The organism is Microbacterium sp. NPDC087589 (assembly GCF_044743635.1).
Classification (GTDB): Bacteria; Actinomycetota; Actinomycetes; order Actinomycetales; family Microbacteriaceae; genus Microbacterium.
In genome coordinates this window covers 739,005-761,577 of sequence record NZ_JBIUWV010000001.1, presented here as the reverse complement: position 1 = coordinate 761,577, position 22,573 = coordinate 739,005, and the positions used below count along the sequence as shown (strand labels likewise).

At 66.5% G+C, this 22,573-nt stretch carries 24 protein-coding genes; 20 read left to right on the top strand and 4 right to left on the bottom strand.

Translation table 11 applies throughout. The features are described 5' to 3' along the window. Nucleotides 1-187 precede the first annotated feature (187 nt). The 5 genes from ACIOU8_RS03855 to ACIOU8_RS03835 all read left to right on the top strand — a co-directional run bounded on the left by ACIOU8_RS03855 (nucleotide 188) and on the right by ACIOU8_RS03835 (nucleotide 5,624). Nucleotides 188-2,464: a polyribonucleotide nucleotidyltransferase gene (locus tag ACIOU8_RS03855; RefSeq protein ID WP_400785983.1), complete on the top strand. Its 2,277-nt coding sequence runs from the start codon at nucleotides 188-190 to the stop codon at nucleotides 2,462-2,464. Nucleotides 2,465-2,678: 214 nt separating this feature from the next. Beyond that, nucleotides 2,679-3,707, top strand: coding sequence for an aldo/keto reductase (locus ACIOU8_RS03850; RefSeq protein WP_400785981.1), 1,029 nt, complete (start codon nucleotides 2,679-2,681; stop codon nucleotides 3,705-3,707). 80 nt (nucleotides 3,708-3,787) lie between these two features. Beyond that, the gene (locus tag ACIOU8_RS03845; RefSeq protein ID WP_400785979.1) at nucleotides 3,788-4,390 is read left to right on the top strand and encodes a histidine phosphatase family protein; all 603 of its coding nucleotides are present in this window, start codon (nucleotides 3,788-3,790) and stop codon (nucleotides 4,388-4,390) included. 59 nt (nucleotides 4,391-4,449) lie between these two features. Next, nucleotides 4,450-5,190, top strand: coding sequence for a 4-hydroxy-tetrahydrodipicolinate reductase (gene dapB / locus ACIOU8_RS03840; protein WP_400785978.1), 741 nt, complete (start codon nucleotides 4,450-4,452; stop codon nucleotides 5,188-5,190). Continuing rightward, the gene (locus tag ACIOU8_RS03835) at nucleotides 5,190-5,624 is read left to right on the top strand and encodes a hypothetical protein (RefSeq protein ID WP_400785977.1); all 435 of its coding nucleotides are present in this window, start codon (nucleotides 5,190-5,192) and stop codon (nucleotides 5,622-5,624) included. Before dapB ends, ACIOU8_RS03835 begins: the two co-directional genes overlap by 1 nt. Nucleotides 5,625-5,630: 6 nt before the next feature. On the opposite strand, the gene ACIOU8_RS03830 is transcribed toward ACIOU8_RS03835, so the two are convergent. The 3 genes from ACIOU8_RS03830 to ACIOU8_RS03820 all read right to left on the bottom strand — a co-directional run bounded on the left by ACIOU8_RS03830 (nucleotide 5,631) and on the right by ACIOU8_RS03820 (nucleotide 7,141). Beyond that, on the bottom strand, nucleotides 5,631-6,056 hold the full coding sequence (locus ACIOU8_RS03830) for an OsmC family peroxiredoxin (RefSeq protein WP_400785975.1): 426 nt from the start codon (nucleotides 6,054-6,056) through the stop codon (nucleotides 5,631-5,633). An 82-nt stretch (nucleotides 6,057-6,138) separates the two neighbouring features. After that, nucleotides 6,139-6,705 carry a DUF4395 domain-containing protein gene (locus tag ACIOU8_RS03825; RefSeq protein WP_400785973.1) on the bottom strand — a complete coding sequence of 189 codons (567 nt, stop codon included), beginning with the start codon at nucleotides 6,703-6,705 and terminating at the stop codon, nucleotides 6,139-6,141. Nucleotides 6,706-6,727: 22 nt separating this feature from the next. Continuing rightward, nucleotides 6,728-7,141 (bottom strand): thioredoxin family protein, encoded by a 414-nt coding sequence (locus ACIOU8_RS03820; protein ID WP_400785971.1) that lies wholly within the window; start codon nucleotides 7,139-7,141, stop codon nucleotides 6,728-6,730. A gap of 96 nt (nucleotides 7,142-7,237) precedes the next feature. Between ACIOU8_RS03820 and ACIOU8_RS03815 the strand changes: the two genes are divergently transcribed. The 3 genes from ACIOU8_RS03815 to ACIOU8_RS03805 are packed head-to-tail and all read left to right on the top strand — an operon-like array spanning nucleotide 7,238 to nucleotide 9,281. Then, nucleotides 7,238-8,047: a thymidylate synthase gene (locus tag ACIOU8_RS03815; protein ID WP_400785969.1), complete on the top strand. Its 810-nt coding sequence runs from the start codon at nucleotides 7,238-7,240 to the stop codon at nucleotides 8,045-8,047. Next, entirely contained in the window at nucleotides 8,044-8,520 is a 477-nt protein-coding gene (locus tag ACIOU8_RS03810) for a dihydrofolate reductase (protein WP_400785966.1), read from the top strand. The genes ACIOU8_RS03815 and ACIOU8_RS03810 overlap by 4 nt, the downstream gene beginning before the upstream one ends. After that, nucleotides 8,520-9,281: an SDR family NAD(P)-dependent oxidoreductase gene (locus ACIOU8_RS03805; RefSeq protein WP_400785964.1), complete on the top strand. Its 762-nt coding sequence runs from the start codon at nucleotides 8,520-8,522 to the stop codon at nucleotides 9,279-9,281. The genes ACIOU8_RS03810 and ACIOU8_RS03805 overlap by 1 nt, the downstream gene beginning before the upstream one ends. Before the next feature lie 43 nt (nucleotides 9,282-9,324). Here the strand turns inward: ACIOU8_RS03805 and ACIOU8_RS03800 are convergent, their stop codons facing one another. After that, the gene (locus ACIOU8_RS03800; RefSeq protein WP_400785962.1) at nucleotides 9,325-9,864 is read right to left on the bottom strand and encodes an NUDIX domain-containing protein; all 540 of its coding nucleotides are present in this window, start codon (nucleotides 9,862-9,864) and stop codon (nucleotides 9,325-9,327) included. A gap of 72 nt (nucleotides 9,865-9,936) precedes the next feature. On the opposite strand from ACIOU8_RS03800, the gene dapA reads away from it, so the two are divergent. From dapA to miaA, 12 genes are all read left to right on the top strand, one after another. Continuing rightward, on the top strand, nucleotides 9,937-10,914 hold the full coding sequence (gene dapA, locus ACIOU8_RS03795) for a 4-hydroxy-tetrahydrodipicolinate synthase (protein WP_400785960.1): 978 nt from the start codon (nucleotides 9,937-9,939) through the stop codon (nucleotides 10,912-10,914). Nucleotides 10,915-10,982: 68 nt separating this feature from the next. Beyond that, nucleotides 10,983-12,659 carry a ribonuclease J gene (locus ACIOU8_RS03790; protein WP_400785958.1) on the top strand — a complete coding sequence of 559 codons (1,677 nt, stop codon included), beginning with the start codon at nucleotides 10,983-10,985 and terminating at the stop codon, nucleotides 12,657-12,659. 73 nt (nucleotides 12,660-12,732) lie between these two features. Further along, entirely contained in the window at nucleotides 12,733-13,227 is a 495-nt protein-coding gene (locus tag ACIOU8_RS03785) for a GNAT family N-acetyltransferase (RefSeq protein WP_400785956.1), read from the top strand. An 83-nt stretch (nucleotides 13,228-13,310) separates the two neighbouring features. Further along, nucleotides 13,311-16,049, top strand: coding sequence for a DNA translocase FtsK 4TM domain-containing protein (locus ACIOU8_RS03780; RefSeq protein ID WP_400785953.1), 2,739 nt, complete (start codon nucleotides 13,311-13,313; stop codon nucleotides 16,047-16,049). Next, a complete protein-coding gene (gene pgsA / locus ACIOU8_RS03775) occupies nucleotides 16,049-16,624 on the top strand; it encodes a CDP-diacylglycerol--glycerol-3-phosphate 3-phosphatidyltransferase (RefSeq protein WP_400785951.1) in 576 nt (191 codons plus the stop codon). The genes ACIOU8_RS03780 and pgsA overlap by 1 nt, the downstream gene beginning before the upstream one ends. Continuing rightward, nucleotides 16,621-17,103, top strand: coding sequence for a CinA family protein (locus tag ACIOU8_RS03770; protein WP_400785949.1), 483 nt, complete (start codon nucleotides 16,621-16,623; stop codon nucleotides 17,101-17,103). Before pgsA ends, ACIOU8_RS03770 begins: the two co-directional genes overlap by 4 nt. A 141-nt stretch (nucleotides 17,104-17,244) precedes the next feature. Further along, nucleotides 17,245-17,553, top strand: a complete 309-nt coding sequence (locus ACIOU8_RS03765; RefSeq protein ID WP_042541772.1) for a helix-turn-helix domain-containing protein — start codon at nucleotides 17,245-17,247, stop codon at nucleotides 17,551-17,553. Between the two features lie 24 nt (nucleotides 17,554-17,577). Beyond that, nucleotides 17,578-17,802: a DUF3046 domain-containing protein gene (locus tag ACIOU8_RS03760; protein WP_400785946.1), complete on the top strand. Its 225-nt coding sequence runs from the start codon at nucleotides 17,578-17,580 to the stop codon at nucleotides 17,800-17,802. A 267-nt stretch (nucleotides 17,803-18,069) separates the two neighbouring features. After that, the gene (recA, locus tag ACIOU8_RS03755; RefSeq protein ID WP_290159974.1) at nucleotides 18,070-19,113 is read left to right on the top strand and encodes a recombinase RecA; all 1,044 of its coding nucleotides are present in this window, start codon (nucleotides 18,070-18,072) and stop codon (nucleotides 19,111-19,113) included. A 327-nt stretch (nucleotides 19,114-19,440) separates the two neighbouring features. Further along, on the top strand, nucleotides 19,441-19,977 hold the full coding sequence (locus ACIOU8_RS03750) for a regulatory protein RecX (protein WP_400785944.1): 537 nt from the start codon (nucleotides 19,441-19,443) through the stop codon (nucleotides 19,975-19,977). 72 nt (nucleotides 19,978-20,049) lie between these two features. Continuing rightward, nucleotides 20,050-21,597 (top strand): tRNA (N6-isopentenyl adenosine(37)-C2)-methylthiotransferase MiaB, encoded by a 1,548-nt coding sequence (gene miaB / locus ACIOU8_RS03745; RefSeq protein WP_400785942.1) that lies wholly within the window; start codon nucleotides 20,050-20,052, stop codon nucleotides 21,595-21,597. A 14-nt stretch (nucleotides 21,598-21,611) separates the two neighbouring features. Continuing rightward, the gene (miaA, locus tag ACIOU8_RS03740) at nucleotides 21,612-22,550 is read left to right on the top strand and encodes a tRNA (adenosine(37)-N6)-dimethylallyltransferase MiaA (RefSeq protein ID WP_400785939.1); all 939 of its coding nucleotides are present in this window, start codon (nucleotides 21,612-21,614) and stop codon (nucleotides 22,548-22,550) included. Nucleotides 22,551-22,573 lie beyond the last annotated feature (23 nt).

The window sequence follows — 22,573 nt, the reverse complement described above, 5'->3', positions numbered from 1 at the left end:
ATCGGCGGAGAGCTGGTCCCCTGTGGTGGGTTCCTCGGCGCGACGTCGGGTGGCTTTCTACTGGTGGCCAGCGCAGGTGAGATTCGCGGGAATGCCCGCGCGCCCATATCCGTCAGTATCAGCTCCTTCATGAATGCGCTCGCGCGTCATACGGACTCGCGAGTCTAAACAAAGAAGGAGAGACCTCTTGGAAGGTCCTGAAATCACCGCCACCGAGGCCGTTCTCGACAACGGCCGCTTCGGCACCCGCACCATCCGCTTCGAGACCGGCCGCCTCGCGCAGCAGGCTCAGGGCGCAGTCGCCGCGTACCTCGACGGCGAGACCATGCTCCTCTCTGCCACCAGCGCGGGCAAGCACCCCCGCGAGGGCTTCGACTTCTTCCCGCTGACGGTCGATGTCGAAGAGCGCTCGTACGCCGCGGGCAAGATCCCCGGCTCGTTCTTCCGTCGTGAGGGTCGCCCCTCCACCGAGGCGATCCTCGTCTGCCGTCTGATCGACCGTCCGCTGCGCCCGTCGTTCGTCGACGGTCTGCGCAACGAGGTCCAGGTCGTCATCACCGTGATGTCGATCGCTCCGGGCGAGTTCTACGACGCTCTCGCCATCAACGCCGCGTCCGCGTCGACGCAGATCTCGGGTCTTCCGTTCTCTGGTCCCGTCGCCGGTGTGCGCCTCGCGTTCATCCCCGGTCACGGCGAGCACGCCGACCAGTGGGTCGCGTTCCCGAACGCCGAGCAGGTGTCGGAGGCCGTGTTCGACCTGATCGTCGCCGGCCGTGTCGTCACCAAGGCCGATGGCACCGAAGACGTCGCGATCATGATGGTCGAGGCCGAGGCCACCGAGGGCAGCTGGAACCTGATCAAGGCCGGCGCCACGAAGCCCGACGAGACCATCGTCGCGCAGGGCCTCGAGGCATCGAAGCCGTTCATCGCTCAGCTCGTCAAGGCTCAGGCCGAGCTGGCATCGACCTCGTCGAAGGAGCCGGGTGTCTACCCGGTCTTCCCGGCATACAGCCAGGAGGTCTACGACTTCGTCGCCGGCCGCTCCTACGACGACCTCGTCGGCGTCTACCAGATCGCCGACAAGGTCGAGCGTCAGACGTCCGACGATGCGATCAAGGATCGTGTCAGGGCCGAGCTCATCGAGGCGACCGAGGCGGGCAACCTCCCGGCTGCCGCACCGCTCGAGTTCTCCGCAGCGTACAAGTCCGTCACGAAGAAGATCGTGCGCGGTCGCATCCTCACCGAGGGTGCTCGCATCGACGGTCGTGGCCTGGCGGACATCCGTCCGCTGGACGCAGAGGTGCAGGTCATCCCGCGCGTGCACGGATCGGCGATCTTCCAGCGCGGCGAGACGCAGATCCTGGGTGTCACCACGTTGAACATGCTCAAGATGGAGCAGCAGATCGACTCGCTGTCGCCCGTCACGAGCAAGCGCTACATGCACCACTACAACTTCCCGCCGTACTCGACCGGTGAGACCGGCCGTGTCGGTTCGCCGAAGCGTCGCGAGATCGGGCACGGCTTCCTCGCCGAGCGCGCCCTCGTGCCGGTTCTGCCGAGCCGCGAGGAGTTCCCCTACGCGATCCGTCAGGTCTCCGAGGCGCTGAGCTCCAACGGCTCCACCTCGATGGGTTCTGTCTGCGCGTCGACCCTGTCGTTGCTGAACGCGGGTGTGCCGCTGCGCGCTCCCGTCGCCGGCATCGCCATGGGTCTCGTCTCCGATGAGGTCGACGGTGAGACCCGCTACGCGGCGCTGACCGACATCCTCGGTGCGGAAGACGCTCTGGGCGACATGGACTTCAAGGTCGCGGGTACCGGTGAGTTCATCACCGCCATCCAGCTCGACACGAAGCTCGACGGCATCCCGACGTCGGTCCTCGCCGGTGCGCTCACGCAGGCCCGCGATGCTCGTCTGACGATCCTCAACGTCCTGAACGCCGCGATCGACGCGCCCGACGAGATGGCGCCCACCGCGCCTCGCGTCATCAGCGTGCAGATCCCGGTCGACAAGATCGGCGAGCTGATCGGCCCGAAGGGCAAGACGATCAACGCGATCCAGGACGAGACCGGCGCGCAGATCTCCATCGAGGAGGACGGCACCGTCTACATCGGCGCGACCGACGGACCGTCGGCCGAGGCCGCGCGTGCCCAGGTCAACGCGATCGCGAACCCGACCAACCCCGAGGTGGGTGAGCAGTTCCTCGGAACCGTCGTGAAGATCGCGACGTTCGGTGCGTTCGTCTCGCTGCTTCCGGGCAAGGACGGTCTGCTGCACGTCACCGAGGTGCGCAAGCTCGCCGGTGGAAAGCGTGTCGAGAACGTCGACGACGTCCTGTCGGTCGGTCAGAAGATCCTCGTGAAGATCACGAAGATCGACGACCGCGGCAAGCTCTCGCTCGAGCCCGTGCTCGATGACGCTCCCGCAGCGGACGCAGCTCCTGCCGGAGAGGCCGCAGCCGAGTAATCTGCTGCTCCTTCGATGGAGCCCGGGTCGTCCCTCGTGGATGACCCGGGCTTCGTCGTGTCTGACGTGACCAAACCGTTATGGGAAGTTCTTGCGCCGTTCCCCGGATTGGTCAGCGAGTTCCCGGATCTCGCCTACTCTCGAAGTACGCACCGGGGGGTGCATTCGAGGCAGTGACGGAGGTCGGTACGCACCGGCCGACGGGGGTGAGGATATGCGGTTGTTCAGCGTAGGCGCAGGAGCGTCGGCCGAGCGCGGGCAGCAGAACACGGCAGAGCACCCGTCCGCGCCCATTCCCATCGTCGGCCCGGGAATAGGAGAGAGCATCCGCGTACCTCTCGGCGAGACCGGGCTCGATACATTTCCGCTGATGCTCGGTGCGGCCGAGTTCGGGTGGAACGTCGATCTCGAGACGAGCCACGGAATCCTCGATCGGTACGTGGAGTTCGGCGGCAACGCGATCCACACCGCCGACGGCTTCTCCGGTGGGCGCAGTGAGCACATCATCGGCCAGTGGCTGCAGTCCAGAGGACGGCGTGATGGTGCCCTGCTGAGCGTGCGGATCGGAGCGCACGCCGACAATCCGGGTCTCGGCTCCGTGAACCTCGTGCGCGCGGTCGAGGGCTCGCTCACGCGTCTGGGCGTCGACCGCATCGACGTGTTGTATCTCGACGCCACGCTCGACCGGACGACGAACCTCGAAGACACGCTCGCGACCGTCGAGTGGATGATCGACGCGGGCAAGATCGGCGCCCTCGGCGCATTCGGATTCGCACCGGAGCGGCTTGTCGAGGCCCGCATCCTCGCGTCCGCCGGGTACCCGCGCATCGAGGTGATCGATTCTCCGTACAACCTCATCCGTCGGCAGCCGTTCGAGGGCGATCTGCGTCTCGTCGCCGGCGCACAGAGTCTCGCCGTCACGCCGTCACACGCTCTCGAGCACGGTTTCCTGTCGGGCAGACACCGCAGCAAGGCGCTGACCTCGCACGGCGTGCGCGGAGAGCAGCTGCGCGGTCACCTGAACCGTCGCGGCACGAAGATCCTGCGCGCTCTCGACCAGGTGGCGACCGAACTCGAGGTTCCGGTGGCGGCCGTGTCCATCGCCTGGCTGCTCGCGCAGCGCACCGTCGCGGCACCGATCGTCAACACCTTCGCGACCGACCACGTCGACGAGCTGATGCAGGGCGCGGGCGTCACGCTTTCGCGCGCGCAGGTCACCGAACTCACACGCGCGGGCAACTGAGCGTCGTAACGCTTCTGTCACAGACCTGGCATAGGGTGGAGTGAATCCCGGCAAACGCTGTCGATGAAGCGAGCGAGTTTGTGACGCATTACATATATCTGGTCAGACACGGTGAACATCAGGACGCCGAACACGGTCTCGCTGACGGCCCCCTGTCGCCACGCGGCCAGCGCCAGGCCGAGCTCATCGCCGACCGGCTCTCTGGGCTACCGCTCGATGCCGTCTGGCACTCGCCCCTCCTGCGCGCGAATGAGACGGCTCGGGCGATCGCGCAACGACTTCCGTCGGTCGATCCCGCACCGACCGCGCTGCTCTTCGACTGCGTGCCCACGGGCATGACCGACGAGACCCCCGCGGCCTACGAGCCGTTCTTCGGCTCGATCACCGAGGCAGAGCTCGACGCCGGCCGTGCCCAGATGTTCGACGCGGTCAACGAGTTCCTGGTGCGTAAGCCGGGTGACGTGCACGAGGTGCTGATCACCCACAACTTCGTGATCTCATGGTTCGTGCGAGAGGTTCTCGGCGCCCCGGAGTGGCGGTGGATGACTCTGAACCAGGCGCACTGCGGGCTGACCGTGATCGCGCAGAAGCAGGGGCGTCCATGGACGCTGCTCACGCATAACGACACCGGACACCTTCCGTTCGAGCTGCGCACCGGCATCCCCGACGCCATGCCGGTCTGATTCCCGATACCCCGGCCCGCCGCGGCGGTCGGGGGGCCGCCGAGAAATAGACTGAACGCATGACCACGCAGGTAGCACTCGTCGGCGGAACCGGGAAGCTCGGATCGATCATAGGTGCGGTGATCGCTGGGCTCGAGGGCTTCGAGGTGAGTCGCGTGCTCACTTCTCGAAGTGACCTCGCGGAGCTCGACGGGGCGGATCTGGTGATCGATGCCACCACGCCTCAGGTGAGTGTCGATGTGGTGCGCGCGGCGGTGGAACGTCGGATCAACGTCTTGGTGGCGACCTCCGGATGGTCCACGGAGCGTATCGCACTGGTGCGCCCACTGGTGGAGAACGCCGCAACCGGGGCTGTCTTCATCCCGAACTTCTCTCTGGGATCGGCACTCGGCTCGGCGCTGGCAGCCGCCGCTGCGCCGTTCTTCGGATCGGCCGAGATCGTGGAGGCACATCACGAGGCGAAGGTCGACTCTCCGAGCGGTACTGCGGTGCGCACCGCAGAGCTCATCGCGGCTGCTCGCGCCGAGCAGGGGCCCGTCAGCGCTCCGCATGCCGATCAGCGCGCGAGGGGGCAGCAGGTGGGCAGCGTGCCGATCCATTCGCTCCGGCGTCCTGGGGTCATCGCGAAGCAGGAGGTCATCCTCTCGGGCCCGGGCGAATCCCTGACATTCACTCACGACACGGTCGAGCCGGCGCTCGCCTACGCGCCGGGAATCCGGCTGGCGGTCCCGTTCGCGGCGCAGGCGAACGGGGTCTTCGTCGGGCTGGAGAGCATGATCGACATCGGCATCCGCTCGTGATGTCGCGAATCGGCGTGGGCCTCATGGCCGCGGCGCTGCTGGTCTATCTGGCGGTCGCCGTCTGGCTGGCCGTGATGTTCTTCGCCGTCGGGACGCCCGTGTCGATCGGCATGGGTGTCGCGTTGATCGTGCTCGCCCCGATCGGCGCCTGGGCGCTCGTCCGCGAGATGCAGTTCGGGTTCGCCGCAGATCGGCTCGGTCGTGCGCTCGACGCCGAAGGAGGAATGCCCGAGGCGGAGTCCGAACTCACTCCGAGCGGACGTATCGCCCGAGCGGATGCGGACCCGCTGATCGCGAGGTACGCGGGGGAGGCGGACGCCGCGCCGACGGACTGGCGAGCGCGGTATCGCCTCGGTGTGGTGCAGGACGCGGCGGGGCGCCGCAAGGACGCCCGTGCCAGCATCCGCGAGGCGATCCGCGTGGCCCGGGGCTGATCGAACTCAGGCGAGCGTGGCCTCGAGAGTGATCTCGATGCCGGCGAGAGCCTGCGAGACCGGGCAGCCGACCTTCGCCTCAGCGGCGATCCTCTGGAAGTCCTCGGGGGAGAGGCCGGGAACGACGGCGTTGACGTTCAGGTGGCTTCCGCTGATCCCGACCCCGGGCTTGAATGTGACCGACGCACTCGTGTTGACGCGCTCCGGCGGAGTGCCGTTCTCCGAGAGCGCGTGAGAAAGCGCCATGCTGAAGCACGAGGCGTGAGCCGCAGCGATCAGCTCCTCAGGGGTGGTGGTCGTGTCGCTGCCCTCGCTGCGAGCCTTCCAGTTGATCGGGAAGGTGCCGAGCTTCGACGAGGAGAACGCGACTGTGCCCGAGCCCTCTGTGAGGGATCCGGTCCAGGTGGTGGTGGCTTCGCTGGTGACGGGCATGATTCCTCCGGTTCTCGCGCCGCGGGATGTGCGCTCGCGTAGGGGCCAGCCTATCGACCGGCTGCGTCCGGCGGAACCGCGCTCAGGCCGCGGATGGGGCCCGACCGACGACGCCTGCGCGCTGCAGCAGCAGGTAGATCTGGCAGCCGAGGCAGAACGAGAACGCGGCGTTGAGGAAGGCCGCGATGAACGCAGCCGCGGTCGCGATGGGCAGCGCCCACGGCACACCGGCGAGGTGCAGGACGATCCCGAGGGCGACGACGAAGAGGCCGACGCCCTGCGCGAAGCGTGGAGGGCGAGGATCTTCGAGTTCGGCGGGGGGAGCGAGACGGGGCCGCACGAATCGGCGGAACACGACGCCCCAGGGAGCCGTCGCGGGGGAGAGCACGCTCCACAGGAAGAGCAGAGCGATCACGACAGTGAGGAGAAAGCCGGGGTCCAGCGCCCGCTGGTCGGGTGACGCGGCGACGATGACCCATGTGTCGGAGTCGAAGCTCGCCGATGCGAGCGGCTGGTAGGCGAACCAGCCGAACGACCTCGCGGTCGAGATGTCGATCAGGCCGAGGAAGGTCGCGGCGAGCAGCAGCACGGTCGTGATCGTCGCGGCGAAGCGCGGACCGCGGGGGTCGATACCTGCGGGAGTGGTCATCTCTGTTCCAGTCGTTGGGCCCTCAGACGGCGGCGAGGGCTTCGGCGAGTGCATGCCGGTGCGGCACGCCGTGGAATCGCGCTCGGACGGCGCCCGAGCCGTCCACCACGAACGTCGTCGGGGTCTGCAGGACCTTGTATCGCGCAGAGAGTTCGGGTCTGTGCGTGAGGTCGACCTCGAGGTGATGCAGGCCGTCGGAGTCTGCGACGTAGCCCGACAGCATCCTGCGGACCTGCGGGCAGCGCGCGCACATCTCGGTGCTGAACTGCACGAGCGTGGCGTGCGAACCGAGCTGCGCTGCACCTGCATCGGCAGGATCGAACAGCAGGTGCCCACCTCCTCGACGCCGTCCGTCGAGAACCCGCAGCACGATCCCGACGGCGGCGGCGATCACGAGCAGCGCTCCGACGACGGCGAGTGCGGTTCCGGGCGACATGGATAGAGAATACGGGCGATCGGATGACCTCGAGGCCGATGTGTCGCATCGTGACGATCAGACCCTTCCGTCCTCGGGGCGGGTAGTCTGGCACACATGAGCGCAGCCGTCCCGACGCCGTATGAAGACCTTCTCCGAGACGTGCTCGAGTCGGGCACGCACAAGTCTGATAGAACGGGCACCGGGACCACCAGCGTCTTCGGCCGACAGATCCGCTTCGATCTCTCGAAGGGCTTCCCGCTCATCACGACGAAGCGCGTGCACTTCAAGTCGATCGCCTACGAGCTCCTGTGGTTCCTCAGGGGCGACTCGAACGTGAAGTGGCTGCAGGACCACGGCGTCACGATCTGGGACGAGTGGGCCGACGCGTCCGGAGATCTGGGCCCCGTGTACGGAGTCCAGTGGCGCAGCTGGCCGACGCCAGACGGCGAGAGCATCGATCAGCTCGCACAGGTGATCGAGCAGATCCGCCAGACTCCCGACTCCCGTCGGCTCATCGTGTCGGCCTGGAATCCGGCCGACATCCCCGACATGGCCCTCGCCCCTTGCCACGCGCTCTTCCAGTTCTACGTGGCAGACGGCAAGCTCTCCTGCCAGCTCTATCAGCGCAGCGCCGATCTCTTCCTCGGGGTCCCGTTCAACATCGCTTCCTATGCGCTGCTCACGCTGATGGTCGCGCAGCAGGTGGGCCTCGAGCCCGGCGACTTCGTCTGGACGGGCGGCGACTGCCACATCTACGACAACCACCTCGAGCAGGTGAGCGAACAGCTGACTCGCGAGCCGTATCCGTACCCGACCCTGCGATTCGCTCGGGAGCCGGAGTCGATCCTGGACTACGTCTACGAAGATTTCATCGTCGAGGACTACCAGCACCATGCTCCGATCCGGGCGGCGGTCGCGGTATGACCTGGGTGGGGCTGATATGGGCTGAGGCTCATGGCGGCGTCATCGGAGCAGAGGGCGGCATGCCCTGGAGCGTTCCCGAGGATCTCGCTCATTTCAAAGAGGTCACGCTCGGCGCTCCCGTGATCATGGGACGCAAGACCTGGGACTCGCTTCCCGAGCGCTTCCGTCCGCTCCCCGGGCGCGAGAACATCGTCGTCACCCGCCAGCAGGACTGGTCCGCTGATGGGGCTCGTCGCGCGGCGGCGGTGACCGATGCCGTGCGCGGCCACGACAAGGTCTGGATCATCGGCGGAGCTGAGATCTTCCGCCTCGTGATCGCCGACGCCGACCGTCTCGAGGTCACGGAGCTCGACATCGATGTCGACGGTGACGCCTATGCACCGTCCAAGGCCGGGTGGCGTCTCGTAGACGAGGGGGAGTGGCAGACGTCGCGCTCCGGCATCCGTTACCGCTTCCTCGGATACGACCGCTGATGCCCACTGCTCTGATCACGGGAGCGAGCGCCGGACTCGGCGCCGAGTTCGCACGACAGCTCGCCCGACGCCGCGCCGACCTGATCCTCGTCGCGCGTTCTGCGGGCGACCTCGAGGCCGTGGCCGCCGAGTTGCGCAGCGAGTACGGCATCGCCGTCGAGGTGCTCCCCGCCGATCTGTCGGTGGACAGCGATGTCGAGCGCGTGGCCGAGCGTCTCCGCGACACCTCCGATCCGGTCGATCTGCTCGTCAACAATGCGGGTTTCGGGCTGCCGTTGCAGTTCGCTGACAATGACATCGACGACGAGGTGCGCCACCTGCGCGTTCACGTCGAGGCGTCGATGCGCCTCATGCACGCCGCGCTCCAGCCGATGCGCGGCCGCGGTGGCCGCATCATCAACGTCGCCTCCGTCGCCGGGTTCATCTCGCGCTCGACGTATTCCGCGTGCAAGAGCTGGCTGATCGGCTTCAGCCGCTGGGCGAATGCGGAGTACTCCCGCGACCGCGTCACGGTCACCGCGGTGTGCCCCGGTTTCACGCACACGACGTTCCACGAGCGGATGGGGCTGCAACCGGGGCACGAGGGTGTTCCCGCGTTCATGTGGCTCGATGCGGGCGACGTGGTCCGAGAAGGGCTTCGGGACGCGGCGCGCGGCAGGGCCGTCTCGATCCCGTCTCTGCGTTACAAGGTGATCGTCGCCGTCGCCGGCCTGCTGCCGAGTGGGCTGACCTCGGGCATCGCTCGGCGCGGCCGCATCTGATCTGAACGCCACGGCACTCCGCCACGAGCGGGTGCTGCCCGGATCAGCGGAATCTGCCCAGGCGAATACCGGCGTAGGCGATCGCCGCCACGGTCTCTCCGTCGGTGATCCGGCCGTCCGCGATCATGCTGAGAACCGTGGAGAACGGCACCCACGTGACGGTGTCGATGCCCTCCTCGGCCTGGGTGTGCGTCGAGTCATCCGTCGGACTCAAGGCGCGGGCGAGGAACACATGCTCTGGTGCGTGAGCGATCCCGTTCAGCGCGTTCATGGTTCCGAGCGACGTCCAGTCCTCGGCGACGAATCCCGTCTCCTCGAGCAGCTCGCGCTGCGCGGCCACGAGCGGATCCTCGCCGTCGCTTCCTCCGGCTGGCACCTCGAGCGAGACGCCTGTCGTGTAGCGCTCCAGCGACACGAGGCAGACGCGGTCCTCGTCATCGAGCGCGACCACGAAGACCGCGGGATGCCGCATGGTCACCACGCCGTAGATCCCGTCGCCACCGGGTCCGGTGACCTGGTCCTCCCTGACCTCGATCCAGGGATTCGAGTACACCGTGGAGGATTCGTGCGTGACCCATGTCATGCAGATGAGCCTAGGCGCCTGCGTGTGACCGGCTGTCTGGGTGACGGGCATGCGAACCGATACGCTGGGGGCATGACGCACTCGGGCAACCCCTTCGGACAGGTTCTCGTCGCGCTCGTCACTCCGATGACGGCCGACGGTGAAGTCGATTGGCCCGCTGTCGAGAAGCACATCGATGACGTCATCACCGCCGGTGCTGACGGAATCGTCGTGACGGGAACGACCGGCGAGACCTCGACCCTGACGGACCCCGAGAAGCTCAAGCTCGTCGAGGTCGGGAAGTCGGTCTCAGCCGGCCGCGCGAAGATCATCACGGGCGGCGGGTCCAACGAGACCGCGCACGCGATCGAGCTGTACAAGGCCAGCGAGAAGGCCGGCGCTGACGGCATCATGATCGTCACGCCGTATTACAACAAGCCGACGCAGGCCGGCATCCTGACCCACTTCCGGCTCGTGGCAGACGCCACCGACCTCCCTGTGATCCTCTACGACATCCCGGGACGCACGGGTGTGCCGATCAAGTACGAGACCATCCTCCGGCTTGCGAAGCACCCGAACATCCTCGCCGTGAAGGACGCAAAGGGAGACTTCTCAGAGGTGAGCCGCGTCTTGAACCAGACCGACCTCATGTACTTCTCGGGTGACGATGCCAACGTGCTGCCGCATCTCGCGATCGGCGCGACCGGCCTGATCGGTGTCACTGCGAACGTCGCTGCGGCGCCGTACCGGGCCATCATCGACGCCGTCAACCGCGGCGATCTCACGACTGCGACCGCTGAGCACAAGCGCCTCGAGCCGCTGGTGCGCGCTGTCATGACGCACGTGCCGGGCACCGTCGCGGCGAAGTACATCCTGCACGGGCTCGGCCGCATCTCGAGCCCGCGCGTACGTCTGCCGCTCGTCGGTCCCGAAGAGTGGGAGGCCGCTCTCATCGAGGACGAGCTCGATCTCGTGAAGGACGTCCCCGGCGCAGACTTCTCCAACTTCCGCCCCGACCGCAACGCGGCCGCGGGCGGCGCCCTGCCGAAGGTGCACGGCACGACCCGCTGATACCGAACGCGGTGAGCCGCGTCACAACGAACGAACGGGCGCGTCGAGCGTCCGACTGAGGAGACAGCATGTCCATCCCGCTCGCAGACCCCGCAGCCCTCGAAGAGGGGACGCTCCGGGTCACCCCGCTCGGCGGCCTCGGCGAGATCGGTCGCAACATGACCATCTTCGAGTTCGACGGGAAGATTCTGATCGTCGACTGCGGCGTGCTCTTCCCCGAGGAGCACCAGCCGGGAGTCGACCTGATCCTGCCCGACTTCGAGCCGATCAAGGGCCGCCTCGACGACATCGTCGGCGTCGTCCTCACCCACGGGCACGAAGACCACATCGGCGCGGTCCCGTATCTGCTCCGCCTGAAGAGCGACATCCCCGTGATCGGTTCCGGTCTCACGCTCGCACTCGTCGAGGCGAAGCTCAAGGAACACCGGATCAAGGCCTACACGCTCACCGTGAAAGAGGGGCAGAGCGAGAAGGTCGGGCCGTTCGACCTCGAGTTCGTCGCGGTGAACCACTCGATCCCGGATGCGCTCGCGGTCGCCATCCGCACCCCCGCGGGCCTCGTGCTGGCCACCGGCGACTTCAAGATGGATCAGCTGCCGCTCGACGGCCGGATCACGGATCTCCGCGCCTTCGCCCGCCTCGGTGAGGAGGGCGTCGACCTGTTCCTCGTCGACTCGACGAACGCCGACGTGCCCGGATTCACTCCCACCGAGCGCTCCATCGGCCCCGTGCTCGATCAGGTCATCGGCAAGGCGCCTCGGCGGGTCATCGTCGCGAGCTTCTCCAGCCATGTGCACCGCGTGCAGCAGGTGCTCGATGCCGCGCACGCGCACGGCCGCCGCGTCGCCCTGCTCGGTCGCAGCATGCTGCGCAACATGACGATCGCCGAGGACCTGGGCTACCTGAAGGTGCCGAGCGGACTGCTGATCGACTACAAGAAGGCACGAGACCTTCCTGACGACAAGATCGTCTACATGTCGACCGGTTCCCAGGGCGAGCCCATGGCCGTTCTGAGCCGGATGGCGAACCTCGACCACGCGATCGAGCCGGGTGAGGGCGATACCGTGATCCTCGCGTCCAGCCTGATCCCCGGAAACGAGAACGCCGTCTACCGCGTGATCGATGGACTCACCAAGCTCGGCGCGAACGTCGTGCACAAGGCGAATGCCAAGGTGCACGTCTCAGGACACGCCGCGGCCGGCGAGTTGATCTACTGCTACAACATCCTCAAGCCCAAGAACGTGCTTCCCGTGCACGGCGAGTACCGTCACCTGATCGCCAACGCCAAGCTGGCTCAGGACACGGGAATCGATGCCGAGCGCACGATCATCGCGTCGAACGGCACGGTCATCGATCTGAAGAACGGCGACGCGCGCGTGGTCGGTCAGCTCGACCTCGGGTTCGTCTACGTCGACGGCTCGACTGTCGGCGCGATCACGGACGCCGATCTCAAGGACCGTCGGATTCTGGCCGAAGAGGGCTTCGTCTCCGTGATCGTCGTGGTGGACGCCGCGACGGGTCGCATCATCTCGGGACCCGAGATCCACGCTCGCGGCATCGCTGAAGACGATTCCGTCTTCGACGACGTCACGCCGAAGATCATCGCCGCGCTCAAGGAAGCATCCGGCAACGGCGTGCGCGACACCCATGCGCTCTCGCAGGTGATCCGCCGCACGATCGGGCGCTGGGTCAACCAGAAGCTCCGTCGCCGTCCGATGATCGTCCCGCTCGTCATCGAGGCGTGACGGCCGCAGCGCCGCTCGTGGGTTCACAGTCGACCGACACTCGGCTGTAACGCGAGCGGCGTACGCTCTCCTCATGCCGGACGACTTCTCGATCCGACCCGCCGTGCAGGCGGACGGGAGCTTCCTCGGCGACATGGTCGTCGAGGCAGCGAACTGGCGCTCGGGCGGAGCGCGGCCACGACACGAGATCCTCACCGCCGTCGAGCATCGACGCTACGTCTCCGGATGGATGCGACCGGCGGATGCGGGCTTTCTCGCCATCGATGCGGATGGCCGGCCGATCGGCGCAGCGTGGTACCGCATGCTCGCGCCGGACGACGCAGGGTTCGGGTTTGTCGGAACCGCTGTACCGGAGCTGATCATCGGCGTCCAGCCGATCTGGCGTGCTCACGGAGTCGGACGGACTCTGCTCCGGCGTCTTGTCGTGCACGCCCGGGAACAGGGACACCCTCGGCTCAGCCTCAGCGTGGAACGGGACAACTTCGCGCGGACCCTGTATCGATCGGAGGGCTTCGTGGTCACCGACGCAGGAAGCGTCCGCGACACGATGGTGCATCGCGGGTCCTGATTCCTCGCTGCTCCGCCGGTGGAAGACAGCGGAATGCCGCGTCATTACGGGCCTATGTCGGCCCCTGGACGTAACGTGAGAGCATGGCCAGGAGTACCACGAAGTCAGCGCGCGCGTCCGAGAGCGCCACGCCTCGCCCCAAGAGGCAGGCTGCTCCGAAGGCTCAGGCAGCGCCCAAGAAGTACATCGACGAGGTCGACAAGCCGCCGGTGGCGGTGCGGGCCTGGAACGGCCTTGCCCACGGTGTCGGTGGACTGTTCCGAGCATTCGGTCCCGAGACCCTCGAGAAGGACGATCGTCGCGACGGATTCCCGTTCCTGCTCGTGCTGTTGGCGATCGCCGGAGCGGTCAACGAATGGTTCTTCATCGGCAACGAGGTCGCGGCGAACATCAGCGCGTACTCGGTGGGGCTTCTGGTCGGGCGAGTGGCGTTCGTCATGCCGGTGCTGCTCCTGCTGCTCGCCGGCTGGCTGTTCCGTCATCCGTCGTCCGTGCATGACAACGGGCGCATCGGCATCGGGTTCGGGCTGTTCATCCTCACCCTTGCGGGCTTCTGCCACACGGCAGCCGGCCGGGCTGATTCCTCGGGTCTTCTCGTTCGACCTCAGCCGAAAGACGGCATGCCCGCGCTCAGCGAGGCGGGCGGGCTGTTCGGCTGGATGCTCGGGGAGCCGCTGTCGTACCTCACCCCGGTCGGCGCCTACATCGTGCTGTCGGTCCTCGCCGCTCTCAGCGTCCTGATCGTCACCAAGACCCCGCCGAACCGCATCGGTCAGCGCCTCGGGGATCTCTATGCCTGGATGTTCGACGCCGAGCGCCCGGAGAAGCCTGCGAAGGATGCCGCAGCGATCGACGAGGCCGACAAGGTCGACGACCCGGATGTTCTGCCCTGGTGGCGACGCAACAAGACCGGCCGCGAGGAGGACCCCGACGAGGGAACTCTCGGCTCCGACGACATCACCGCTCTGCTCACCACCTCGGAGCCGACTCCTGCATACGACCAGGCCGTGGTCGTGGAGAACCCCTCGGATGCCGCGACAGAGGTGCTGTCAGACGTGCGCTCGGTGACCGAGTCCTTGGCCGGACAGCAGAACACCGCACTTCTCGATGACGAGTCAGACACGGGCGAGGTGCCCGAGCTGCCCGGACTCGACGGCTTCGGGACTCCGGGGCCGGGGGAGCGGGGCCCGCAGGCGCCCGTGACCCCGTACGTGCTTCCTTCGCCGGGGCTGCTGGTCGAAGGACCTCCGCCGGTCATGCGGTCTGAGGCCACCGACAAGGTGATCGAGCAGATCACGAGCGTGCTGACGCAGTTCAAGGTCGATGCGAAGGTCACAGGGTTCTCGCGTGGTCCGACGGTCACGCAGTACGAGGTGGAGGTCGGTCACGGTGTCAAGGTCGAGAAGATCCTCCAGCTGAGCAACAACTTCGCCTACGCGGTCGCATCCAACGATGTGCGGATCCTCTCGCCGATCCCCGGCAAGAGCGCGATCGGCATCGAGATCCCCAACGCCGACAAGGAGATGGTCGCTCTCGGCGATGTGCTCCGGTCTCCGGCAGCGCACAAGAGCACGCATCCGATGACGATCGGTGTCGGGAAGGACGTCGGCGGAAACATCGTCATCGCGAACCTCGCGAAGATGCCGCACCTCCTTGTCGCCGGTTCGACGGGGTCGGGTAAGTCCAGCTTCGTCAACTCGATGATCACGAGCCTGCTCATGCGCGCTCGGCCCACCGATGTGCGGATGGTCCTGATCGACCCGAAGCGGGTGGAGTTGACCAGCTATGCGGGGGTGCCGCACCTGATCACGCCCATCATCACGAATCCCAAGAAGGCCGCCGAGGCGCTGCAGTGGGTCGTGAAGGAGATGGACATGCGGTACGACGACCTCGCGTCGTTCGGATTCCGCCACATCGACGACTTCAACAGGGCCGTCCGCGCCGGCGAGGTCGAGCTGCCGGTCGGCAGCGAGCGCGTTCTCAAGCCGTACCCGTACCTTCTCGTGGTCGTCGACGAGCTCGCCGACCTGATGATGGTCGCCCCGCGAGATGTCGAGGACTCGATCGTCCGTATCACCCAGCTCGCTCGAGCATCCGGGATCCACCTGGTGCTCGCCACCCAGCGGCCGAGTGTCGACGTCGTCACCGGTCTGATCAAGGCCAACGTCCCGTCGCGCCTCGCGTTCGCCGTGACGAGCGTCACCGACAGCCGTGTGATCCTCGACAGCCCCGGCGCCGACAAGCTGATCGGCCAGGGCGACGCGCTGTTCTCTCCGATGGGGTCGTCGAAGCCGTTCCGTCTGCAGGGGGCATGGGTCGACGAGAAGGAGATCGACGCGGTCGTCAAGCACGTCACTCGCCAGGCTCGTCCCGACTACCGCGCCGATGTGCAGGAAGCGCTGGAGCCGACGAAGAAGAAGGAGGTCGATGAGGACATCGGGGATGATCTCGAGCTCCTCCTCGCGGCCGCCGAACTCATCGTCTCTTCGCAGTTCGGCTCCACCTCGATGCTGCAGCGCAAGCTGCGTGTCGGCTTCGCCAAGGCGGGGCGTCTGATGGACCTCCTCGAGTCGCGAGAGATCGTCGGTCCGTCCGAAGGGTCCAAGGCGCGTGACGTGCTGGCGACAGCTGAGCAGCTGCCTCAGGTGATGGCCAAGCTGCGAGGCGACGATGCGCCGCCGAAGCCGGCGGCTCCCACCACTGCTGCGACCGCGGCTGGAGCGCCGCATGACCCGGTGGAAGCCCAGTTCCAGGGTCTGCCGGTGGTCGAGGCTGATGACGACGGCGACGAAGACGCCTGGGGACTGACAGGACGAGACTGATGGCTATTCCACGGCAGCTTCCCAACGCGATCACCATCGCGCGCATCCCGCTCGCGGTGATCTTCTTCGTCCTGCTTCTGATGGGCGGAACGTACGGGCTCGACGACATCGTCATCCGATGGATTGCGGCCATCCTCTTCGTCGTGGGCATCTCCACCGACTGGGTCGACGGCTATCTCGCACGTCGCCATGACATCGTCACAGACTTCGGCAAGCTGTGGGACCCGATCGCCGACAAGCTCCTCACAGGGGCGGGCTTCATCGGCCTGGCCGTGCTCGGCGAGCTCAACTGGTGGGTCGTGATCGTGATCCTGATCCGCGAATGGGGCATCACGATCCATCGCCTCATGGTCGCGAAGGAGCACGTCGTGGCGGCCGCGTGGATGGGCAAGGTCAAGACCGCGGTTCAGGCCGTGGCTCTTTCCTGGGCGCTGCTCCCGCTCCACGTGGTGATAGGGCCCCAGCTGTGGGTTGTCGGGACCGCGATCCTGATGATCCTGGCACTGATCCTCACCGTGGCGAGCGGGATCGACTACATCGTGGCGCAGGTGCGAGGGTCGCGGCAGGCGTCGTGACGTCCGCGTCGGAGGTGCTCGCTGTACTGATCGAACGCGGCTGGACCCTCGGTGTAGCGGAGTCGCTGACGGGCGGTGCTCTCGCAGCTGAGTTCGTCTCGGTGCCAGGCGCGTCAGCGGCGCTGCGGGGAGCGATCGTCGCGTACGCCACTCCGGTGAAGCACACGCTTCTGGGGGTCGACGACGGCCTGCTCGATGCGCACGGTCCCGTGCATCCCGAGGTGGCGCTGCAGATGGCGGCCGGGGCGCGCCGAGCCCTGCAGGTCTGCGGAGTCCCTGCTGACGTCGGCGTCTCGACCACAGGGATCGCGGGACCGGATTCTTCCGACGGTCAGCCCGTCGGCACGGTGCACATCGCCGTCGTCACCCCGGATCACTCCGTGAGCGAGGCCTTCAGGTTCGACGGCGATCGTGCGCAGGTGCGAGCTCAGTCGGTCGCTGAGGCCATCGCGATGCTTGCACGGGTCCTCCGGGAATAGTCGATGCGTGCGTCCCGTTATGTCCTATGTGCTCACACCGAAAGCACAGCGTGCGAAGGTAGATTTTGTGAAGGTCGGTAGGACTAGACTGGCGGTCTCCTCGAGGGAGACCTCGAGAAGGCGATCTGGGAGGAGGTTCCGATGATTCTTGTACGACAGGAAATCGGCGATGTGCTGAGGGACTTCCGCCTGCAGAAGGGGCGTACGCTCCGGCAGGTTGCGAGCAAGGCGTCTGTGGCACTCGGCTATCTCAGCGAGGTCGAGCGAGGCCAGAAAGAGGCCTCGAGCGAGATTCTCGCCTCGGTGGCCGATGCGCTGGATGTTCCCATCTCGATCATCATGCGAGAGGTGGGCGACCGCATCTCCGTTCTCGAGGGCATCCAGGTCTTCCCCGATGTCGTTCCGGATGACCTTGTGGCTTCCGTCGAGCCAGAGCTTTCGCTTCACTGAGCGTCGGATCCTCTTGATCGTCTGATGCGTCGCAGTGAGTTCCTCCGCGCAGTCGACGCGGAATTCGGTGGTCGAGGGTCGTCTCTCATCAGCGACCTCATCCTGACCCAGCTCGCAGGCCGCACCGCAGACGAGGCGCTGGATGCGGGAGTTCCGCCGCGTGACATCTGGTTGGCGCTGTGCGCCGAGACCGATGTGCCTCAGGATCGACGGCACGGCGCTGGGCGCCTCGAGCCGCGCAAACGATGACCCGCTGAGGCGTTCGATGCACGTTCGACTACGGACACGCCGTGACGGCGTGTCGTCGAAGATGTGTTCGAAACGGGCGTAGTCTTCTGCACAAGTGGTTCGGAGACGGTGTTCTCCCTGTTTCGCGGAGCTGACGACGCAATGTCCGAGGTCCCTCGTACGGTGAACAGCAAGCCGAAGAGCCATACGCCTTGTCGGAGAGTTCCGCCCAGCCGGGAGGACCGCGACAGCCTACAGGCGGCACCACGCGAGCATAAGGAGCACGTCATGCCATCACCCGCTGACCGCGAGAAGTCCCTCGAGACAGCCCTCGCCCAGATCGACCGTCAGTTCGGAAAGGGCTCGGTCATGAGACTGGGCAGCGACGAGCGCGCACCCGTCGCCGTCATCCCGACCGGCTCCATCGCTCTCGACGTCGCTCTCGGCGTCGGAGGCCTCCCGCGTGGGCGCATCGTCGAGATCTACGGCCCCGAGTCTTCAGGTAAGACGACACTCACGCTGCACGCGATCGCGAACGCGCAGCGTGCCGGTGGCATCGCAGCCTTCATCGATGCCGAGCACGCGCTCGACCCCGACTACGCCGCGAAGCTCGGTGTCGACATCGACGCTCTTCTCGTCTCGCAGCCCGACACGGGTGAGCAGGCGCTCGAGATCGCGGACATGCTCGTACGCTCCGGCGCGATCGATCTGATCGTCATCGACTCGGTCGCGGCCCTCGTGCCTCGGGCCGAGATCGAGGGCGAGATGGGTGATTCCCACGTGGGTCTGCAGGCTCGACTGATGTCGCAGGCACTGCGAAAGCTCACCGGTGGACTCAACCAGACGAACACCACGATGATCTTCATCAACCAGCTGCGCGAGAAGATCGGCGTGTTCTTCGGATCTCCCGAGACCACCGCGGGTGGAAAGGCGCTGAAGTTCTACGCCTCGGTCCGCATGGACATCCGCCGTATCGAGACGCTGAAGGACGGCACGGATGCGGTCGGAAACCGCACCAGGGTCAAGGTGGTCAAGAACAAGATGGCGCCGCCGTTCAAGCAGGCGGAGTTCGACATCCTGTACGGGGTCGGCATCTCGCGTGAGGGCAGCCTGATCGACTTCGGTGTCGAGCACAGCATCGTGAAGAAGTCCGGATCGTGGTACACCTACGACGGCGACCAGCTGGGCCAGGGCAAGGAGAACGCGCGGACGTTCCTGCTCAAGAACCCCGATGTCGCACTTGCCATAGAGACGCAGATCAAGCAGAAGCTCGGCATCGGAGGGGCTACCGAGGCTCCTGCTGACGAGCTCGCCGAGCGCCGTCCGGCATGAGCATGATGGTGCGCGGTTGCCGCGCGACCGGAGTGAACCATGAGTGATGGCGGGGGTGGGCCTGAGCAGCTCGCCCCCATCATCCCTCTCTTCGGTCGTGACGACACACGTGAGAAGTCGGTCGACGGGGAAGCTCCGAAGGTCGAGAGCGTGACGACTCGTTCGGCAGCCGACACCGGAGTATGGAAGTCGACAGAGCGCGAGTCGAATCCGACCGCCACCGATTCTCGTGGGCCCAGTGACCGCCATCCAGCACGCGGTGCAGCGGCTCGGTCAGCACCGCGGTTGCGCGCATTGCAGTCGCAAGATGTCGGGTCTGGCGATGGCGTGGGCGTCGATCCCGCTCGGCTGCGTGCCGATGCAGAGGAGCTCCTCGTCCGCAAGCTGCGGACGCGATCGCTCTCCCTGTCAGAGGCGCGGATGGTGCTCAGAGGCTACGAACAGAACGCCCAGAGGCTCGACACGGGTGCGATCGATGACGTGATCGACGATTTCTGTCGACGCGGGTACCTCGATGACACACTTCTCGCCGGCCAGCTGGTGACGTCAGGAATCGAGCGCAAGGGGCAGGGGAGGGTCGCGTTGTCGAGGGCGCTCTCGCAGCGCGGCATCCCTCGCGATGTGATCGATGCGGCGCTCGACGACGTTCCCGACGATGACGCCGAGCGGGCACTTGAGTTCGCGCGCTCGAAGGCACGAGCCATGTCTCGCCTCGACGGCGACACAGCGCTGCGGCGCCTCGTCGGTCAGCTGTCTCGCCGTGGCTACAACGGCTCGGTCGCGATGACGGCCGCGAAGTCGGCCCTTGCTGAGGGGTCTTTCGGCTCGTCGTCATCCGGGGTTCGATTCGTCGACTCGGACTGACGCTGGGGTGAGAGCGTCGAGCTCTCGCTCTCAGCGGCAGTGTCGGAGAACCGCTCGTAGAATGGGGGAATCATGACTATCCCTCGCAGTGAGCCGACGATCATCGAGTCGTCGTCAGCAGCAATCGATCTTGATGGACGCCAGCGCTCCTACGAGGTCCGCACCTTCGGCTGCCAGATGAACGTCCACGATTCCGAACGCCTCTCGGGTTCTCTCGAGAGCGCAGGATATATCCGCGCGACCGACGGCGCCGAGGCCGACGTGGTGATCATCAACACGTGCGCTGTGCGCGACAATGCCGCGGGCAAGCTCTACGGAACTCTCGGTCAGCTCGCCTCGGTGAAGCGTCGCAAAGACGGGATGCAGATCGCCGTCGGCGGCTGTCTGGCGCAGATGGACAAGCAAGCCGTGCTCGACAAGGCGCCCTGGGTCGACGTCGTCTTCGGCACGCACAACATGGGTTCGCTTCCCGGACTTCTCGAGCGAGCGCGACACAACGGCGACGCCGAGCTCGAGATCCTGGAGTCGCTCGAGGTGTTCCCGTCGACGCTTCCGACGAAACGCGATTCGGCACACAGCGGTTGGGTCTCCATCTCCGTCGGATGCAACAACACCTGCACCTTCTGCATCGTTCCGAGCCTGCGTGGCAAAGAGAAGGACCGACGCCCCGGCGACATCCTGAACGAGATCCGTCTGCTCGTCGAGGACGGCGCGATCGAGGTCACCCTGCTCGGACAGAACGTCAACTCCTACGGCGTGGAATTCGGCGATCGGCAGGCTTTCGGCAAGCTGCTCCGCGCCGCGGGTGAGATCGACGGACTCGAGCGGATCCGCTTCACGAGTCCTCACCCCGCCGCCTTCACCGACGACGTGATCGACGCGATGGCGGAGACTGCCAACGTGATGCCGCAGCTTCATATGCCGCTCCAGTCGGGCAGCGACCGCATCCTCAAGGCCATGCGCCGTTCGTACCGCAGCGAGAAGTTCCTCGGGATCCTCGACCGCGTCCGTGATCGGATTCCGCACGCCGCGATCACCACCGACATCATCGTCGGATTCCCCGGCGAGACGGAGGAGGACTTCGAAGACACGATGCGGGTGGTCGAACAGGCACGGTTCTCCAGTGCGTTCACGTTCCAGTACTCGATCCGCGAGGGCACACCCGCCGCGACCATGGAAGACCAGATTCCGAAGGCTGTGGTGCAGGAGCGCTACAACCGGCTCATGGCGCTTCAGGAGCGCATCTGCCTCGAGGAGAACCAGAAGCAGGTCGGACGCGAGGTCGAGGTGCTCGTCTCGACGGGCGAAGGCAAGAAGGACGCCGAGACTCACAGGCTCACCGGGCGAGCGGAGGACAACCGACTCGTGCACTTCGAAGTCACACCCGGATCCGCTGTCCCACGGCCCGGCGATGTCGTCTCGGTGACGATCACCCATGCAGCGCCGTTCCACCTTCTCGCGGACGACCCGATGGGCTCCCCGCTGCGGATCCGCCGCACACGCGGTGGAGATGCATGGGACCGCGGCCAGGCTGAGTCGTGCGCCGTGCCAGCACCGATCTCCGCCGACGGCACCCGTGCCGTATCCCTCGGTCTCCCGACGCTCCGCGTCGGCAGCTGACCGCCGCTCGAGGCATGACCGATCCGGCGTCGAGCGGCGCAGACATGGTTCCGCGGCTCTGGGCGATCGTGGGCGCGACAGGCACGGGCAAGAGTGATCTCGCCCTCGATCTCGCTGCAGTGCTGCGGAGCCGAGGCAACGCCGCTGAGATCGTGAATGCCGATGCCATGCAGCTCTACCGCGGAATGGACATCGGCACGGCGAAACTCGCCCCGGCCGACCGTCGAGAGATCCCGCACCATCTGTTCGACGTGCGGGAGGTGCAGGAGGAAGCCGCTGTCGCCTGGTATCAGCCGCTGGCGCGCTCCGTGATCACCGACATCCAGGAGCGTGGTGCCGATGCCATCCTCGTGGGCGGGTCGGGTCTGTACGTCTCCAGTGTGGTGTTCGACTTCGCCTTCCCACCCCGTGACCCGGTGATCCGCGAGCGGCTCGAACGCGAGCTCGAAAGCGAGGGCGTTGCGGGGCTGCTCGACCGGCTGCGGGCACTCGACCCCGCCACGGCGTCGCGTGTCGATCCCAAAAACGGCAGGCGTGTGATCCGCGCCCTCGAAGTCCTCGAACAGGGCAGCGCCACGCACGGCGCTGCCCTGCCTGAACAGCCCGCGCTCTGGCACGCCGACACTCGTCTGATCGGTCTGCATGTCGAACGCGGAGCGCTGGTCGAGCGGCTGGACGCCCGCGTCGAACGCATGTGGGAAGCGGGCCTGGTCGATGAGGTGCGGGAGCTCCGACGACAGGGGCTCGAAGATGGCGTGACGGCGCAGCGCGCCATCGGCTACACCCAGGCTCTCGCGCAGATCGATGGCCACCTCACCCAGGCCGAGGCCATCGCCGAGACGCAGGCGCTCACTCGGCGCTACGCCCGCCGTCAGGTGTCGTGGTTCAAACGGTATCCCGGACTCACCTGGTACGAACCACCCGTCGACGCGGCTTTGCTCGTCGACCCGTGAGGCAAGTCGCTCGCCGACCTCGG

Coding starts and splice junctions, on each gene's coding strand:
- ACIOU8_RS03850 (WP_400785981.1), top strand. CDS start 2,679: ATGCGGTTGTTCAGCGTAGGCGCAGGAGCGTCGGCCGAGCGCGGGCAG.
- dapB (WP_400785978.1), top strand. CDS start 4,450: ATGACCACGCAGGTAGCACTCGTCGGCGGAACCGGGAAGCTCGGATCG.
- ACIOU8_RS03835 (WP_400785977.1), top strand. CDS start 5,190: ATGTCGCGAATCGGCGTGGGCCTCATGGCCGCGGCGCTGCTGGTCTAT.
- ACIOU8_RS03830 (WP_400785975.1), bottom strand. CDS start 6,056: ATGCCCGTCACCAGCGAAGCCACCACCACCTGGACCGGATCCCTCACA.
- ACIOU8_RS03825 (WP_400785973.1), bottom strand. CDS start 6,705: ATGACCACTCCCGCAGGTATCGACCCCCGCGGTCCGCGCTTCGCCGCG.
- ACIOU8_RS03820 (WP_400785971.1), bottom strand. CDS start 7,141: ATGTCGCCCGGAACCGCACTCGCCGTCGTCGGAGCGCTGCTCGTGATC.
- ACIOU8_RS03815 (WP_400785969.1), top strand. CDS start 7,238: ATGAGCGCAGCCGTCCCGACGCCGTATGAAGACCTTCTCCGAGACGTG.
- ACIOU8_RS03810 (WP_400785966.1), top strand. CDS start 8,044: ATGACCTGGGTGGGGCTGATATGGGCTGAGGCTCATGGCGGCGTCATC.
- ACIOU8_RS03805 (WP_400785964.1), top strand. CDS start 8,520: ATGCCCACTGCTCTGATCACGGGAGCGAGCGCCGGACTCGGCGCCGAG.
- ACIOU8_RS03800 (WP_400785962.1), bottom strand. CDS start 9,864: ATGACATGGGTCACGCACGAATCCTCCACGGTGTACTCGAATCCCTGG.
- dapA (WP_400785960.1), top strand. CDS start 9,937: ATGACGCACTCGGGCAACCCCTTCGGACAGGTTCTCGTCGCGCTCGTC.
- ACIOU8_RS03790 (WP_400785958.1), top strand. CDS start 10,983: ATGTCCATCCCGCTCGCAGACCCCGCAGCCCTCGAAGAGGGGACGCTC.
- ACIOU8_RS03785 (WP_400785956.1), top strand. CDS start 12,733: ATGCCGGACGACTTCTCGATCCGACCCGCCGTGCAGGCGGACGGGAGC.
- ACIOU8_RS03780 (WP_400785953.1), top strand. CDS start 13,311: ATGGCCAGGAGTACCACGAAGTCAGCGCGCGCGTCCGAGAGCGCCACG.
- pgsA (WP_400785951.1), top strand. CDS start 16,049: ATGGCTATTCCACGGCAGCTTCCCAACGCGATCACCATCGCGCGCATC.
- ACIOU8_RS03765 (WP_042541772.1), top strand. CDS start 17,245: ATGATTCTTGTACGACAGGAAATCGGCGATGTGCTGAGGGACTTCCGC.
- ACIOU8_RS03760 (WP_400785946.1), top strand. CDS start 17,578: ATGCGTCGCAGTGAGTTCCTCCGCGCAGTCGACGCGGAATTCGGTGGT.
- recA (WP_290159974.1), top strand. CDS start 18,070: ATGCCATCACCCGCTGACCGCGAGAAGTCCCTCGAGACAGCCCTCGCC.
- miaB (WP_400785942.1), top strand. CDS start 20,050: ATGACTATCCCTCGCAGTGAGCCGACGATCATCGAGTCGTCGTCAGCA.
- miaA (WP_400785939.1), top strand. CDS start 21,612: ATGACCGATCCGGCGTCGAGCGGCGCAGACATGGTTCCGCGGCTCTGG.